Origin of the sequence: Mesobacillus foraminis, assembly GCF_004340465.1 — a bacterium.
Taxonomy (GTDB): domain Bacteria; phylum Bacillota; class Bacilli; order Bacillales; family Cytobacillaceae; genus Mesobacillus_B; species Mesobacillus_B foraminis.
Genome location: NZ_SLVV01000013.1, coordinates 166,025 through 179,524 on the forward strand (window position 1 = coordinate 166,025; position 13,500 = coordinate 179,524).

Sequence of the window (13,500 nt, forward strand, 5' to 3'; positions counted from 1 at the left end):
TTTCTCCTCCTTATCCAACATCCATTGTTTCAAAGCTGACCTTTGTTCTTAAAATTGAAGAGTCCATTGATTTTTGAATTTCAAGGATATTTTGCTCTTCTGTTTCAAGCAAATCCAGCCATGTTTTTGTCTCCGGAAACTCTCCTTCGAAAGCTGCATCAATCACGGCAAGCTGGTAGGCAAGTTGAGGCTCATCCCCTGACACAACCCCCAACCCAATATGATTCTGAATCTGCACTTTGCACTCAGTCACTAGAACCTCGCCAAGATAAAACAAGCTTTTTTGCGAAGTTTCTCTCACCTTCAGCATGACGAGGCCGTTTTCTGGCTCCTGGATGATCTTTACCTGATAACCTCGTTCCACTTCATGAGTCATCTGTTCAGGTAATATTCGGGATCCTTTTATTAAGATTTCGGTTCTACGTTTCCTCTTCATCTAGTGCCTCCATCTCTCTTTTTCTTACACCTTTAATCTATCTTGTTGCCAAGTCAGTGCACGTAAAGGAACCGTTAATTTTGTTTGGATTTTGTAAACGGATATGAAGTTCTTCCCCATAGAAGGGAGATGGTAATAACTCGAGGTGCAATGTGGGATTCAAGGCTCATGGTTGGAAACAATATACATTTTTATAGGTAGGATTAATCAATGAGGGAATTTTAAGTAGACAAGAAACAACCGAAATGGCAGCAACCTTGGTTTGTTCCTTGAGTTGTTTGACTTATACAAATGGGGTTGGAATACAAAAAAACCGGCCCAATAGCCGTTTTGAAATAACATCCTATTTTCGTACGACAAGTCAGATAACATATGTAAAACAATCGCTCCGATAGAAGATTTTTGAATGCTCAAGCACGGTCCCCGTTTTCCTGTCCATACAACCTGATTCCAGGAACAATAGAGGAATCAAGCTGGAGCATCTCAAGAGATTTCGTTCCGCTTCATTAGGGAAAACGACACTGAGTTGTGTTTTCATTGGACCGAAGCCTGCGTATCCTTTGCTTTTGTAATATTGAAACATGGAGGTGATGGATTTTCCTGTTTGGCCAATATCCTGGAAAACGGTTTCTTTCACATAGGAAACATGCACCGCAATCGGACAGCCGTCTACAATACGCAATCGTCCAATTTTGAACACAATATCATGCTGAGAGGCTTTTAAAGAGTGATAAATGGATGCGTCGTATTCGATTTGTTCACAGTAGATGTTTTTCGTTTCGAAATTATAACCCATTTCCTGCATTTTTTCGGTGAAACTGACGTCACCAGTCAATATCAGTGGAATTTGGAGTTTTTGATTTTGGACAAAACTGCCTTTGCCTTGTTTCGAAAAGATATATCCTAGTTCCTGCAGTCGCTCATACGCTTTTCGAACCACCATCCTTGGAACCTTATGTTGATCCGCCAGTTCATTTTCCGATGGGAGTTTATCATGTGGTCTATATTTTCCACCCTTAATTTCTTCAATGATCTTATCTACCAACAAAGCTTTCTCGCCCATAACATACGTCCCCTTTCTTAAACTAATTCGAGTATATCTTTAAAATATAAAAAGGACGTTAAACCTTTGTTAAGTTAATCGAATCTCGTTATCCTTCAAAAAAAAGAATCCCAACATTACGTTAGGACTCCAGAGATCAGCCGTGTTTTTTTATGAAAAGTTCTATATCATTAAGATCGTCAAAATGCTCCTCAAGCTTTTTCCTTGGCCAATCCCACCAGGCAATATCCATCAATTTATTCGTTATTGCCGCCGGGAACCTCTCTTTTATTGGTTTGGCAGGTGCCCCTACGACTATCGTGTAGGGCGCTACATTTTTTGTTACGATGGCCCCCGAACCTACGACGGCCCCCGTACCGATTTCCACCCCTTTCATGATAATCGCTCCATGCCCGACCCATACATCATGGCCAATTTTAACGGTTTGTGTGCGCCTCCAATCAAAGAAGTCTTTATCATCACTCTCCGCAAAATGATAGGCCACCTTCCGATAAGTCATATGGTGCTGGGTTACACGGTCCATGGGATGTTGAACCGGGTTGATGCATACGTGAGAAGCAATGGAACAAAACTTTCCGATTTCCGTGTAGTTGACTGTGACTTCATCCATTGTGTATGTATAGTCTCCGAAAGTAGATTCAATGATTTTGTTATTGGCCCCAAGGGAGGTCCATTCCCCAGCATGGCTATCGATGATCAAACTGGAATCATCAATGCTGGGTGTTTTTGAGAGCTTGGGTTCTGGCATTGGCTTATATATATATTGCATGAAGTGAACAGCTCCTTAACATCATTAAACCCCTATGTTTCTCCTCTTATTATTCAAAGCTTTCCTTGCATGTAATGCTGCCAATGTTTCAATTCCAGGACATTTGCTGCCCAACTGGACTGGCTGTTCACCGTATTCCCCATGAAAGTCCGAACCACCTGTCATGATAAGACCGTGTTTGATTGCTAGCCTTCTAGCCTCTTCCTCATGCTTTTCATCATGAAGGGGATGCCACACTTCTATTCCCTGCAACCCAGTTTCTACTAAAGCAGGGACCATTTCAAAATTTCCATATTGACCGGGATGAGCAAGCACCGGGACTCCCCCTGCCTGGCACACAGCGTTGACAGCATCTTTGGCATCGACATACTCCATCGGGATAAACGCAATCCCCGGCTTTTCTCCATTTTGCCCGCGGTTAAACAATGTTTTGTATAGCGGGCCATATATGGAATCCGTATATTGGGATTCTATCAGTGCATGCATGATATGCTGCTTATATACACCGGTTCCTCCTTTAGCCAGTTCCAGGCACCGTTCCCATGTGATGGAATACCCAGACTTGTTCAAATGATGAACCATTTCCTCTGAGGCACGATGCCTTTTTTCGACGATAGGTTCACATAGTGTTTCAATCGCTTCGTGTCCAGGTTCTACAAAATATCCAAGAATGTGAACCCTCCGCCCTCTGTCAAAATCAAATGCCGAGATTTCTATTCCTGGTATGACTTCAATCCCGTATTCAATCCCTTTTCCTACTGCTTCCCTTAGCCCTTTAGTTGTATCATGATTGGTAATGGCCAAGTGGCCGATTTTTTGTTCAACTGCCAGCTCCATAACTTGGTCTATTGACAACGGGCAATCAGAAATATTGGTGTGGCAATGAAGCTCTATCTTCTTCATAAAGGAACCTCCCTATCTTTTTCTTTAGGATAACTTGGTGCCAAGATAGGAAGGTTAAAGCAATGTAAATTTCTAATAATAGGTTTGTAAACTGCATGGTACGATTTAAACTCTTAATGAGTAGTAATCAATTCCTCTGCAGGGATGATCCTACACCATTTTCATTATGATTGAAACACCAATTAGGGTAAGAAGAATCAAATACTTAGCAGTGTAAAGAAAAAACCTGAAAATCTTGATTTCAGGTTTTTTATATTAGAGTTGGGGTGGTCTTTATGCTAAACAAACTATTTTTACTTGATGGCCAAACCTATCTTATTATAATTTGAGGTTCCTACTTCAATTGCTCCTGGTTTTCCGTTCTCAACCACCCAAGTGGTCATGGTAAAAGCATTTGCATTCGCATCACCTGGTGCAGAAACTACACGGTAATCACTTTTCCACCTATCGTGTGTTACTTGGCATTTTACATATCCTCGTAAATCGCCATTGAAAAACTTTACATGCGGGTTGGCTGGAAGTGCGGCCTCAACATTTCCTTTCCATCCACAACCTGAACTGATTGAAGTTCCCACGAATTCAGTTGCAAGAGTTTCCGAATGAGGATTACGAAAGTCTGCCTTTAAATCGTTTACCCAGCTGGAGTGCCAGTCTCCGGCCAAAACAACCGGATTTGAAGGGCGATGTTCTTGTATAAACCTTAATAGACGATCACGCTCAGCGGTGTAACCATCCCACTGGTCATGATTGACGCTTATGCCCGAACCGGGATCATAATCAAACTGGGCCATAATGGTTTGCTGGGCAATCACGTTCCAACGAGCATGCGAGTTTTCAAGATTCTTTAATAACCACTTTTCCTGTTTTGACCCCATCATTGTTCTGGAAGGACTCGATGCATCGGGATGAAGTGGAGCACCTGGGAATCCGTCACTCAATTGGTTATCCCGGTATTGACGTGTATCCAAGACGTTAAAATCCGCTAAATTACCATAAGTGAATTGACGGTAGAGAATCATGTCAGAACCATGTGGTTTTGATCGAAGCCTTAGTGGTAAGTGTTCGTAATATGCTTGGAATGCTGCAGCACGCAGTGCAAGGAAGTCTTGGTTTGATTCTTCACCGTCCGGTTGTGAAATGCTATTTGCCCAGTTATTCTCTATCTCATGATCATCGAAGGTCACGATAAAGGGAAAAGCTGCATGGGCAGCTTGTAAATCCGGTGAGGTTTTATAAAGGGCATGCTGGTTTCGGAAATCGGCAAGGGTTGCAGTGTCTCTTTTTTCATAAATATAATCACCAAGATGGAAAACCAGATCAAGGTCTTGCTGAGCCATATCCCGGTATGCAGAGTAGCGGCCCCCAACCCAGGATTGACAAGAAGCAAAGGCAAAAGATAGACGATCTAGGTGTGCCCCTCTTGCCGGAGCTGTTTTTGTCCTCCCAACGGGACTTAACTCATTTCCCGCTTTAAACCGATAATAGTACTCCCTTCCCGGTTTCAGGCCATGTACTTCTGCATGTACAGAATGGGCGAACTCTTGCATCGCGACTTCCGTACCCCGTTTGATCACCTTAGTAAATTTTTTGTCTTCCGCAATTTCCCACTCGACACGAATATTTTTGTCCACCATCCCGCCTAACCCATCGGCAGCAGTAGGGTTAGGAGCCAGTCTTGTCCATAAGACGACTCCATCTGGTAATGGGTCACCTGAAGCTACACCCAAAGTAAAAGGATACTCATTAAAAGTGAAAGAAGCTTCCACGCCCTTTTTTGACAACGAATAGGGAATGGTAAGGCTTAGCGTAGCAGCAAAAGCAGCTTTCCCGGATGTCTCTAAAAAAGATCTCCTGTTCAATTTTTTCGCGTTGAAATCTTGTAACCATTTTTCGTATCTCATTTTTCCACTCCTAAGATTATGTATATTTGTGACAAAAATTCACACTTTTATAAAAACATATCACCTAAGAGTTGAGGATCTAATTTACCGAAAACATACAGAATCTATAACTATCTAATATTGTAGTAAATATAGGTAACAAAATTAACGTCACCTAAATACCAATATTGATAATGACCTACGTGATAACTGCTCCACATAAAAAAATTGAAAATCATATAAAACGCTTGTTAATATTGCTGAATTAATTCCAGAACTTACTCCCCACTTAATAAGTAATACTCACACCTTCCAACAGCTTAGGCAGGGGTATGCCTTCCCGTCTTGGATGAGAAAGAACTTCTAAGCGTTGAAATTGGGACTATGTAAATGGCTCCGGCGATATTGCAGCTCGTTAATTGCCAAGCTAGAAATAAGAAGCTTCCCCTCCCTGCGGAACAAAATCAACTGAGTGGCCATTCCCAATTGCCGCTTGTTCTGATACTTAGTTAGGGTAGTACCTTCAAGTTAAGCAGGCTTCCTACATGACATTAGTGCATATAATCCATATGAGAATAAGGAAGGCGGGTTACTATGGACACGTATTTACTCAGAAGAGCAATCGATTACTATCACACAAGAGCACAGGAAACGAACGATCCTTATTATTGGTTCTTTTTGGCTGATGCACAGGTAAGGGCGGGATTAATAAATCAAGCAAGGCAATCGGTTGATAAAGCATTGTGGTTCCCCAATCCTTTTCCTCTAAGGCAGAGGCTGTTGGAAATGAAAGCGAAATTAAATTCTGACCTGACAAGGGAAAATAATCCAAACAGTCCTTCAATTGTGGCTGCAAAGAGAGGTGATATTGACGGCGACGGTATCATTGACCATGTTTTTCTTACTGCATATAAAACCCCAGATAGTCCATTTTTGAAAAATATAACTCTGTCCATTCAAAACGGGAAAACAAACCACCTTCAACAAATCGCCTTTAACAATAACGCTGGGTACAATCCGACACTGTTTCTTGGTGATTTTACAGGTAACAAAGTGGATGATATCTTAGTGGTCATTGATACGGGAGGTAGCGGCGGGGCTATTTATTCGTATATATTTTCTAATATCAACGGTCAAATGAGGCAAATATTTAATTCCGATACATTTAATGAAAACTCTAACTACAGTGTGACCTATCAAGATCAATATAAGGCATTTGTGATCAATCAAAAACTAGGAGAAAAGTATGTTCTTGATCTTACTTATAAGGGTAAGAATTATTTAAATGATATTTATAACGAGAATGGAGATTTGAAGGCTCCGATAGAGGGATGGGTAAATCCGTTATCTGGATTATACCCGGTTGATTTTAATAGGGATGGCACATATGAGCTGGAATCCTATCAAAGAATAGCCGGCAGGTATAATGCAGACTCACTTGGATATGTACTGAATGTATTGAAGTGGAACGGCCAAGTGTTTAGTACCGAAAGGAGGAATATAATTATCTTTGGGGGTGAATTTTAACTAAGGGTTTGGCTTTTGAAAGCTGATTGTTTCTGCATCTGAACATGGTCAATTTTTTTGGGGAATGCCATATAGTTTGGATTTTTCATTGTGCACAGAGTAGTTTCTTTACGAGAGTTCTTTTCATCTGTGTTCCACTAATTATTTTATTTATATTATTAATTTCTAATCAATTTCAAATCTATTTTATTCAATCGTTTGATTAAATCTTTTCCTTTCTACCTACACAACTGTATTAATGACTCTCTGTTAATAATTAACTCTAAGTCAACCAAAATTATATACGACCAACAAGTTATTTGTATATAATTTTTGATTATTCAAAGTGTTTCAGAACCCCTTTCGAAAGGGGTTCGACATAACAAAAAATCCCTCTATAATTCTTTTAAAATACTACTAGCATTGTTCCTATATCGTAAGCCAGCCTGAACGTAACGGTCCACCATTTCTCTGGATTTGTGGCCGGTCTGTTTCATAATGGCAATCTCAGTCATCCCCATCATGGCGGCACTGGTCGATAACCCGCTCCGCAGGCTATGTCCGGCAAAGTCATTTACATCCAGACCAAGTTCTCCGATATATTTCTTTAGAATAAGAGAGATGGATTGATCACTTAACCGATCTTTGACATTTCCGTGCCGGTCGATTGCTCGGAATAAAGCACCGGAAGTGATTCCCCCTCCTTTGATCCATTCCTGGGTAGCTTTGACAGGACAAAATTCATTTTGGGTAAACACTACCGCTTTTATTAAATCGTCTTGTTTCGTTTTGGTATCCTGGATCCGGACATCCATTCCAAAATCATTGACATCCAAATCTTCTATATTGATGGCCACCAACTCCGACCTGCGACTGGCCAAGGCAAACCCCAGCAAAAGGATGGCTTTATCCCTGATCCCAATTAGAGTTGAAGTATCAATCTTATTCATTAATTCTGGTATGAATTGCAGCATCAATGCCCTTTTCGGTTCATGCTGCGTTCCATTTTCCCGCTTGATTCCTTCCATTAATGCCTGGACCTCTATGTGCTGGGATGGTGGAAGATGCTTTTTGAATTTATGCGCCATATTAATGGACGAAACACGTCTTCTCAGAGTAGAATACTTGTGGGTTTCGGCAAGGTCGGATAGATAAAGGCAAAGGGTTCCTGCACTTGCCGGTAGTGGATTACGGTTGTTCACCTTGCACCATTCCGTGAAATGCTTCCAATCCGCTGCATAGCTCTTTTGTGTATTCTTGCTTTTAGCGTTATGGATATAAGAGTTTATCTTTTCAAACTTTGCTTTTTCAGTGGTTGGTAATTGTTCATTTTCAGGCACGAGCATGACTAGCCCTCCTTTAAATATCCAATCTATTCTGACTATTGATAACTATATATTATCGCTAGTTACACGCTCCGTAAAGTATTCAGTAAAATAATGTAAATATAATTCTCAGACAAGCATTTAAGATATACACCCAAGAAAAAGACGACAGTCCCTCCTGTCGCAAAAATAAATTCTTATTAATAATTAAGTATAAGAACCGAGACGCCGTAGCACGAGGTATTAGTCACAAGGAAGTTGAACATGAAAGACCGTCCCTTCTCCTATTACGCTTTGTACGGAGATAGTGCCCCCATGTTCATGTATAGTGGTGAATACTTGAGTTAGCCCAAGGCCGGTTCCTTCGGTCTTGGTAGTCAAAAAAGGTGTTCCCAGCTTTTTTAGTATATCTTCTGAAATTCCTACCCCAGTATCAAAAATTTTAATATTAATGAATCCATCCTCATAATAATGTTCTATTTTGATATCACCCTTTTCAATGATTGCCTCGAGTGCATTTTTTATCAGGTTAAAGAAGGCTTTTAGCAACAGGTTTCTTTTTCCAACTACTACTCTTTCAGAATCCCTAAAAATTAATTCCGTTTTTACGTTATAAAGTTTTTCTTGAAATAAAAATAATAGTGAATCCAGTTCTTTACATAATTCAATGGGGACGAGAGGTTCCTCAAATAAATCTGGCTTTGATACATGCAAGAGATTTTGTAGTGTGGCTAGTGCTTTATCTAGTTCGGATTCCATTATATCCAGATAATAATGTGGTTGGGACTCTTTTAAAAGCTGCAAAAATCCCTTTACAGAAGTTAATGGATTTTTGATTTCATGTGCAATACTAGCCGATATTTGGCCGATTGATGCCAATTTCCCCTGATCATTTAAGAGCTTTTCCGCTTTCTTACGGTGGGTAATATCATGAATGACGACTTGAGCAAAGACCTTATTTTCAAAAGTACAAGGTACAGTCCTAATTTCAACGTCAATCATTTCTCCATCGCTTCTTATCATTTTCGTTTCAAACAAATCTAATGTTTCTTTGTCTTCCAGTACCCTTCTTAACCGATCTTTACAGATTTCATGAATGTCAGGTGGGAGAAATATATATAGATTTTGAAATAATATGTTTTCAGAGGAAGATACCTCTAATAATTTTAAACATGCCCTATTGCAGTAATAAATTTTACCTTCTTCTCCCACAATCCAAATGGCATTAAGGGAATTATTAACCAATTGGTGAAAATCAATGTCAACAGATTCAATTTTTAATTGCAAAATATACCACCCATTTATAGTTTGAGAATAACTACATTCTATCAAGAAAGAACTATAACAAAAACAGTTTCCTTTAATTAACAATAATATTCTTAATTAATTCATAATTACATAATGAATAACCATTACCATTACCAACCGGTTTTTTCCTTCCTTGTGTACAGACCCATTACTCATCAAACTTGATCATCTCCTAATGTTCTCTTTTTATTTAGTAATAAAATAACAACTTGCTTCTCGGACTCCTAACATACTGCGGTTATAAAATATGGTCATACATCGTACATCACACTCCCACTATATCTTTTAGAAATCGTTGTTACCAACAATGAGGGTAAACAGTATAAGTTATTATTTGCCGTGATTGGATGGAAGAAAATTTTTCCCACTCTTTTTCCTATGTTTCGTGAAAGGATCACCCGAATAGTAAATAGCATGATAGCCAGACTGTAAAGTTTACTTGGCTCTGTAAAATAATTTTTAGAAACATAAAAACTATTCAAAAGGAAATACAACTTTTATAGAGAAGTTGTTATAACTGGTGAAAAGGAATAATATTTTTTCTAATTTATAAAACGCATCACGATTTTAAACAATCTGCAACCTTTGGCCGTACCATATCCGTTACTAGTGACGAGATAGGCAACAAAACTTAGCGACAATCTGCTGCCGATCAACCTATTGAGGAAACCGTATCGCTTTCCAAAACAATGAATGAAGATAGTAACATGGCAGTGCTTTATGATTTTGTAGAATCGATGCTGTTGGAGGGAAAGATTAGCATTGAATTCCCCATTTTTGATATCGAGACATAAATGATTAAGGGTATTTTCCCAAAGATAGGAAGAACACCTCAACTACATGTTCTGCCGGAAAGTTGATTTTGATAGATACTATGAGCGTAAAGTCGATTTTAATTAAGATATAACAGAATTGGTTATAACGTGGAATTTAAATGAGGATATGATTAAAAGGATGCTAACTAACAATATAGGAAATAAGTTGAGAATGTTAAGGTTCATGAAAAATCTCACTCAGAAAGAAGTTGCGGATGCTCTTAATATGAAGGTTGCTACTATCAGCCGTATTGAAAATAATATTGGGGATCATAGAATGACTACCATTAAAAAGCTTGTTGACTTTTATGGAGTAACACTTGAAGAATTAATTAAAAGTTAATCCTCTCTTCTCGAAAGGACGGAAAGCTTTTTTAGACATCCAAAAAATGGCCATATTGTTAATGCTCAATTGTTTGGGACTAAAAACCGCTAAAGCCTGAAAAAAGGCTGCCTCTTTTAATGAGTGAGGGATTTTAGGTTATCTTATAATTTTTTTAGTTTTGAAGCTAAATTAACAAACAAGGAAAAACTGTATTATAATTAAAGTTATGTCTATTATTTTACATGGGAGATTTAAGGTATGAATATATGTGAGTGTGAATCTAAATCACCGCTTATCGGTTGTATAAATAGGATGAAGACCAAAATGATGGATTCCGCAAAGAATGAAGGTTTTGTAAGTGAAGAAACGATAAAATACAGTCAACAACTGGACGAGTTAATACTTAAACATATGAAATTTTGCTCAAATAATGATATTAATATAATTATTGACGTCTCTTGAGAGCTATAATCAGTAATCAGGAGTTACCTGATTTAATTTAAGCAGGTCTTTTCGGCTCTTACCTTTTTTATTTAATTTCTTCAACTAGGGTTAATCCAGAGGGATTAACCCTTTTTTGGTAAATTGAATATTGAACTTAAAGGGGCAGTCCTGTAAAGAGATATGGAGTAATTAAGTAACTTCTAACCTGGCTTGGATAATCTATTAAGTGCTTTGACAATAACAGTAAAAAAGACCAGCATTAAAGCTGATCTTTTTTACTGTCGGCGTTATATCAAGGGCAACCGTAACAATATCATCTAAAAATAATTATTGTTGAATATGGCAGGAGCGCGCCAAACTACTATTGTCGCAATACTATGTAAATTTTTAAGACGCACCTTAGAGGATTCGAACCTCTGACCGTACGCTTAGAAGGCGTATGCTCTATCCTGCTGAGCTAAAGGCGCATTATAAAATGGCGGAGAAGGAGGGATTTGAACCCTCGCGCCGGTTACCCGACCTACAACCTTAGCAGGGGCGCCTCTTCAGCCTCTTGAGTACTTCCCCTAAATAAAAAAAAATGGCTCCGCAGGTAGGATTCGAACCTACGACCGTTCGGTTAACAGCCGAATGCTCTACCACTGAGCTACTGCGGAACAATAATGATTATATGGTGGGCCTAAATGGACTCGAACCATCGACCTCACGCTTATCAGGCGTGCGCTCTAACCAGCTGAGCTATAGGCCCCTATGGAGCGGGTGATGGGAATCGAACCCACTACATCAGCTTGGAAGGCTGAGGTTTTACCAGTAAACTACACCCGCGTAATTAAATATTATTTCTTCAATTAATCAATCTATACTGCAATTCGGAAAAATGGCTGGGCTAGCTGGATTCGAACCAACGAATGACGGAGTCAAAGTCCGTTGCCTTACCGCTTGGCTATAGCCCAATGATTTAAATGGGGCGATTGATGGGAATCGAACCCACGAGTGCCAGAGCCACAATCTGGTGCGTTAACCACTTCGCCACAACCGCCATACATGGTGGAGGGGGACGGATTCGAACCGCCGACACAAGGATTTTCAGTCCTTTGCTCTACCGACTGAGCTACTGAGCCACTGAATATATCAACAGTAGTTTCCTACTGAAATAAAAATACGGTCCGGACGGGACTCGAACCCGCGACCTCCTGCGTGACAGGCAGGCATTCTAACCAACTGAACTACCGGACCAGATTGCGGGGGCAGGATTTGAACCTGCGACCTTCGGGTTATGAGCCCGACGAGCTACCGGACTGCTCCACCCCGCGATAATATTTATGGTGGAGGATGACGGGATCGAACCGCCGACCCTCTGCTTGTAAGGCAGATGCTCTCCCAGCTGAGCTAATCCTCCATTATGGTGACCCCTACGGGATTCGAACCCGTGTTACCGCCGTGAAAGGGCGGTGTCTTAACCGCTTGACCAAGGGGCCAAATATAAATAATGGCGGAGAGCAAGGGATTCGAACCCTTGAGACAGCGGTAACCGTCTACACGATTTCCAATCGTGCTCCTTCGACCTCTCGGACAGCTCTCCATATAACATGAACGTTATTTTTATTATGGCGGCGGAGGGGATCGAACCCCCGACCTTACGGGTATGAACCGTACGCTCTAGCCAGCTGAGCTACACCGCCAAATTATTTATTTTAGAAATGGTGGAGCCTAGCGGGATCGAACCGCTGACCTCCTGCGTGCAAAGCAGGCGCTCTCCCAGCTGAGCTAAGGCCCCAAAATAATATATCCGAGAATCTTGGATGGTCGGGAAGACAGGATTCGAACCTGCGACCCCTTGGTCCCAAACCAAGTGCTCTACCAAGCTGAGCTACTTCCCGTAATATGGCGCGCCCGAAAGGAGTCGAACCCATAACCTTCTGATCCGTAGTCAGACGCTCTATCCAATTGAGCTACGGGCGCATTTTTTAAAAATTTGGTGCCGAGGACCGGAATCGAACCGGTACGGTAGTCACCTACCGCAGGATTTTAAGTCCTGTGCGTCTGCCAGTTCCGCCACCCCGGCTGAAGTAGTATGGAGCGGAAGACGGGATTCGAACCCGCGACCCCAACCTTGGCAAGGTTGTATTCTACCACTGAACTACTTCCGCAAAATAACTGGTGCGGGTGAAGGGAGTCGAACCCCCACGCCTTGCGGCGCCAGATCCTAAGTCTGGTGCGTCTGCCAATTCCGCCACACCCGCAATTTATAAGATGGTGAGCCATGAAGGACTCGAACCTTCGACCCTCTGATTAAAAGTCAGATGCTCTACCGACTGAGCTAATGGCTCGGACCAAAAAAATGGTGCCGGCTAGAGGACTTGAACCCCCAACCTACTGATTACAAGTCAGTTGCTCTACCAATTGAGCTAAACCGGCTCATTTATGGTGGAGGATGACGGGATCGAACCGCCGACCCTCTGCTTGTAAGGCAGATGCTCTCCCAGCTGAGCTAATCCTCCATTTTTTGGTGACCCCTACGGGATTCGAACCCGTGTTACCGCCGTGAAAGGGCGGTGTCTTAACCGCTTGACCAAGGGGCCAACACTAAAAAAGGCAAAATAAAAACCCCCATTGGGGCTAGCCTGGCAACGTCCTACTCTCACAGGGGGAAACCCCCAACTACCATCGGCGCTGAGAAGCTTAACTTCCGTGTTCGGCATGGGAACGGGTGTGACCTTCTCGCC

General features: G+C 41.1%; 10 protein-coding genes, 23 tRNA genes and 1 rRNA gene. 3 read left to right on the forward strand and 31 right to left on the reverse strand.

All coding sequences use genetic code 11. From position 1 onward, the window contains the following. Positions 1-10: 10 nt before the first annotated feature. The 5 genes from phnG to EV146_RS22405 form a co-directional block, all read right to left on the reverse strand. Positions 11-436, reverse strand: coding sequence for a phosphonate C-P lyase system protein PhnG (phnG, locus tag EV146_RS22385; RefSeq protein ID WP_132010926.1), 426 nt, complete (start codon positions 434-436; stop codon positions 11-13). A gap of 361 nt (positions 437-797) precedes the next feature. Next, on the reverse strand, positions 798-1,499 hold the full coding sequence (locus EV146_RS22390; RefSeq protein WP_132010928.1) for a GntR family transcriptional regulator: 702 nt from the start codon (positions 1,497-1,499) through the stop codon (positions 798-800). A 136-nt stretch (positions 1,500-1,635) separates the two neighbouring features. Beyond that, the gene (locus tag EV146_RS22395) at positions 1,636-2,268 is read right to left on the reverse strand and encodes a DapH/DapD/GlmU-related protein (protein ID WP_132010930.1); all 633 of its coding nucleotides are present in this window, start codon (positions 2,266-2,268) and stop codon (positions 1,636-1,638) included. A gap of 24 nt (positions 2,269-2,292) precedes the next feature. Next, entirely contained in the window at positions 2,293-3,171 is an 879-nt protein-coding gene (locus EV146_RS22400; RefSeq protein ID WP_132010932.1) for a PHP domain-containing protein, read from the reverse strand. Positions 3,172-3,464: 293 nt separating this feature from the next. Further along, entirely contained in the window at positions 3,465-5,072 is a 1,608-nt protein-coding gene (locus tag EV146_RS22405) for an alkaline phosphatase D family protein (RefSeq protein WP_132010934.1), read from the reverse strand. Positions 5,073-5,837: 765 nt separating this feature from the next. Here EV146_RS22405 and EV146_RS22410 point away from each other — a divergent pair. Beyond that, positions 5,838-6,578: a VCBS repeat-containing protein gene (locus tag EV146_RS22410; RefSeq protein ID WP_241994021.1), complete on the forward strand. Its 741-nt coding sequence runs from the start codon at positions 5,838-5,840 to the stop codon at positions 6,576-6,578. 374 nt (positions 6,579-6,952) lie between these two features. On the opposite strand, the gene EV146_RS22415 is transcribed toward EV146_RS22410, so the two are convergent. After that, positions 6,953-7,903 carry a site-specific integrase gene (locus tag EV146_RS22415; protein WP_132010938.1) on the reverse strand — a complete coding sequence of 317 codons (951 nt, stop codon included), beginning with the start codon at positions 7,901-7,903 and terminating at the stop codon, positions 6,953-6,955. Positions 7,904-8,125: 222 nt separating this feature from the next. Then, a complete protein-coding gene (locus EV146_RS22420; protein WP_132010940.1) occupies positions 8,126-9,169 on the reverse strand; it encodes a two-component system sensor histidine kinase NtrB in 1,044 nt (347 codons plus the stop codon). Between the two features lie 963 nt (positions 9,170-10,132). On the opposite strand from EV146_RS22420, the gene EV146_RS27235 reads away from it, so the two are divergent. Beyond that, a complete protein-coding gene (locus EV146_RS27235; RefSeq protein WP_199232707.1) occupies positions 10,133-10,348 on the forward strand; it encodes a helix-turn-helix domain-containing protein in 216 nt (71 codons plus the stop codon). Positions 10,349-10,642: 294 nt separating this feature from the next. Next, complete coding sequence (locus tag EV146_RS22430; RefSeq protein ID WP_132010978.1) at positions 10,643-10,792, forward strand: aspartyl-phosphate phosphatase Spo0E family protein; 150 nt, start codon at positions 10,643-10,645, stop codon at positions 10,790-10,792. Between the two features lie 375 nt (positions 10,793-11,167). Here EV146_RS22430 and EV146_RS22435 read toward each other — a convergent pair. The 24 genes from EV146_RS22435 to rrf all read right to left on the reverse strand — a co-directional run. Then, a tRNA-Arg gene (locus EV146_RS22435) sits at positions 11,168-11,241 on the reverse strand. Between the two features lie 9 nt (positions 11,242-11,250). Then, a tRNA-Ser gene (locus tag EV146_RS22440) sits at positions 11,251-11,341 on the reverse strand. A 14-nt stretch (positions 11,342-11,355) separates the two neighbouring features. Next, a tRNA-Asn gene (locus EV146_RS22445) sits at positions 11,356-11,430 on the reverse strand. Positions 11,431-11,445: 15 nt separating this feature from the next. Continuing rightward, positions 11,446-11,522: transfer RNA gene (locus EV146_RS22450), tRNA-Ile, on the reverse strand. Between the two features lie 3 nt (positions 11,523-11,525). Continuing rightward, a tRNA-Gly gene (locus EV146_RS22455) sits at positions 11,526-11,599 on the reverse strand. Between the two features lie 53 nt (positions 11,600-11,652). Then, positions 11,653-11,727: transfer RNA gene (locus EV146_RS22460), tRNA-Gln, on the reverse strand. Between the two features lie 10 nt (positions 11,728-11,737). After that, positions 11,738-11,813, reverse strand: a tRNA-His gene (locus EV146_RS22465). 123 nt (positions 11,814-11,936) lie between these two features. After that, positions 11,937-12,010 (reverse strand) — tRNA-Asp (locus tag EV146_RS22475). A gap of 3 nt (positions 12,011-12,013) precedes the next feature. After that, positions 12,014-12,087: transfer RNA gene (locus EV146_RS22480), tRNA-Met, on the reverse strand. Between the two features lie 10 nt (positions 12,088-12,097). Beyond that, positions 12,098-12,173, reverse strand: a tRNA-Val gene (locus tag EV146_RS22485). A gap of 4 nt (positions 12,174-12,177) precedes the next feature. Further along, a tRNA-Glu gene (locus EV146_RS22490) sits at positions 12,178-12,252 on the reverse strand. A gap of 12 nt (positions 12,253-12,264) precedes the next feature. Continuing rightward, positions 12,265-12,356 (reverse strand) — tRNA-Ser (locus tag EV146_RS22495). 26 nt (positions 12,357-12,382) lie between these two features. Continuing rightward, positions 12,383-12,456: transfer RNA gene (locus EV146_RS22500), tRNA-Met, on the reverse strand. Between the two features lie 19 nt (positions 12,457-12,475). Then, positions 12,476-12,551 (reverse strand) — tRNA-Ala (locus EV146_RS22505). A gap of 26 nt (positions 12,552-12,577) precedes the next feature. Further along, a tRNA-Pro gene (locus EV146_RS22510) sits at positions 12,578-12,654 on the reverse strand. Between the two features lie 5 nt (positions 12,655-12,659). After that, a tRNA-Arg gene (locus tag EV146_RS22515) sits at positions 12,660-12,736 on the reverse strand. A gap of 14 nt (positions 12,737-12,750) precedes the next feature. After that, positions 12,751-12,839: transfer RNA gene (locus EV146_RS22520), tRNA-Leu, on the reverse strand. A gap of 10 nt (positions 12,840-12,849) precedes the next feature. Next, positions 12,850-12,924: transfer RNA gene (locus EV146_RS22525), tRNA-Gly, on the reverse strand. An 8-nt stretch (positions 12,925-12,932) separates the two neighbouring features. Next, positions 12,933-13,017 (reverse strand) — tRNA-Leu (locus EV146_RS22530). 11 nt (positions 13,018-13,028) lie between these two features. Next, a tRNA-Lys gene (locus tag EV146_RS22535) sits at positions 13,029-13,104 on the reverse strand. 12 nt (positions 13,105-13,116) lie between these two features. Continuing rightward, positions 13,117-13,192 (reverse strand) — tRNA-Thr (locus EV146_RS22540). A gap of 7 nt (positions 13,193-13,199) precedes the next feature. Then, positions 13,200-13,275 (reverse strand) — tRNA-Val (locus EV146_RS22545). Positions 13,276-13,281: 6 nt separating this feature from the next. Further along, a tRNA-Glu gene (locus EV146_RS22550) sits at positions 13,282-13,356 on the reverse strand. 40 nt (positions 13,357-13,396) lie between these two features. Next, a 5S ribosomal RNA gene (gene rrf / locus EV146_RS22555) occupies positions 13,397-13,500 on the reverse strand; the annotation flags it as partial.

Bases quoted from the DNA above. Each gene is read 5' to 3' on its own strand.
- EV146_RS27235 (WP_199232707.1), top strand. From the start codon at position 10,133: ATGATTAAAAGGATGCTAACTAACAATATAGGAAATAAGTTGAGAATG.
- EV146_RS22400 (WP_132010932.1), bottom strand. From the start codon at position 3,171: ATGAAGAAGATAGAGCTTCATTGCCACACCAATATTTCTGATTGCCCG.
- EV146_RS22405 (WP_132010934.1), bottom strand. From the start codon at position 5,072: ATGAGATACGAAAAATGGTTACAAGATTTCAACGCGAAAAAATTGAAC.
- EV146_RS22410 (WP_241994021.1), top strand. From the start codon at position 5,838: ATGAAAGCGAAATTAAATTCTGACCTGACAAGGGAAAATAATCCAAAC.
- EV146_RS22415 (WP_132010938.1), bottom strand. From the start codon at position 7,903: ATGCTCGTGCCTGAAAATGAACAATTACCAACCACTGAAAAAGCAAAG.
- phnG (WP_132010926.1), bottom strand. From the start codon at position 436: ATGAAGAGGAAACGTAGAACCGAAATCTTAATAAAAGGATCCCGAATA.
- EV146_RS22395 (WP_132010930.1), bottom strand. From the start codon at position 2,268: ATGCAATATATATATAAGCCAATGCCAGAACCCAAGCTCTCAAAAACA.
- EV146_RS22390 (WP_132010928.1), bottom strand. From the start codon at position 1,499: ATGGGCGAGAAAGCTTTGTTGGTAGATAAGATCATTGAAGAAATTAAG.
- EV146_RS22430 (WP_132010978.1), top strand. From the start codon at position 10,643: ATGAAGACCAAAATGATGGATTCCGCAAAGAATGAAGGTTTTGTAAGT.